This is a genomic window from Burkholderia sp. AU28863, assembly GCF_002223195.1.
GTDB classification, from domain to species: Bacteria; Pseudomonadota; Gammaproteobacteria; order Burkholderiales; family Burkholderiaceae; genus Burkholderia; species Burkholderia sola.
Genome location: NZ_NKFE01000019.1, coordinates 1 through 953, shown reverse-complemented (window position 1 = coordinate 953; position 953 = coordinate 1). Strand labels below are relative to the sequence as shown.

At 70.5% G+C, this 953-nt stretch carries 1 protein-coding gene; it reads right to left on the bottom strand.

Features of this window, described 5'->3' with window-relative positions; all coding sequences use genetic code 11:
- Positions 1–953, bottom strand: a 953-nt coding sequence (locus CFB81_RS34695) for an acetyl-CoA C-acetyltransferase (RefSeq protein ID WP_256976442.1), incomplete at both ends; no start/stop codon positions are given.

Sequence of the window (953 nt, the reverse complement as noted above, 5' to 3'; positions counted from 1 at the left end):
GCGAACGCTTCGTTGATCTCCATCAGGTCCAGGTCGCCCGGCGTCCAGCCCGCGCGCTCCAGCGCACGGCGCGACGCCGGCACCGGCCCCATGCCCATCACGCTCGGATCCACGCCCGCGTTCGCATACGCCTTGATCCGCGCCAGCGGCGTCAGGCCCAGCGCCGCCGCCTTCTGCGCCGACATCACCAGCACCGCCGCCGCGCCGTCGTTCAACCCCGACGCGTTCGCCGCCGTCACCGAGCCGTCCTTCGCGAACGCCGGCTTCAGCCCGGCCAGCGACTCCGCCGTCACGCCGTGACGCACGAACTCGTCGGTCGCGAACTGCAGCGGCTCGCCCTTGCGTTGCGGGATCGACACCGGCACGATCTCGTCGTCGAAACGCCCGGCCTTCTGCGCGGCTTCCGCCTTGTTCTGCGACAGCGCCGCGAACGCGTCCTGCTCTTCGCGCGTGATCCCGTATTCCTTCGCGACGTTCTCCGCCGTGATGCCCATGTGGTACTGGTTGTACACGTCCCACAGCCCGTCGACGATCATCGTGTCGACCAGCTTCGCGTCGCCCATCCGGAACCCGTCGCGCGAGCCCGGCAGCACGTGCGGCGCCGCGCTCATGTTCTCCTGGCCGCCCGCGATCACGATCTCCGCGTCGCCCGCGACGATCGCGTTCGCCGCCAGCATCACGGCCTTCAGGCCCGAGCCGCACACCTTGTTGATCGTCATGCCCGGCACCGCGCTCGGCAGCCCCGCCTTGATCAGCGACTGCCGCGCCGGGTTCTGCCCCGAGCCGGCCGTCAGCACCTGGCCCATGATCACTTCGCTGACCTGGTCGGGCTTCACGCCCGCACGCTCCAGCACCGCGCGGATCACCGTCGCGCCCAGTTCCGGCGCCGCAATCTTCGCGAGCGAGCCGCCGAATTTGCCGACCGCGGTCCGCGCGGCCGATACGATCACTAC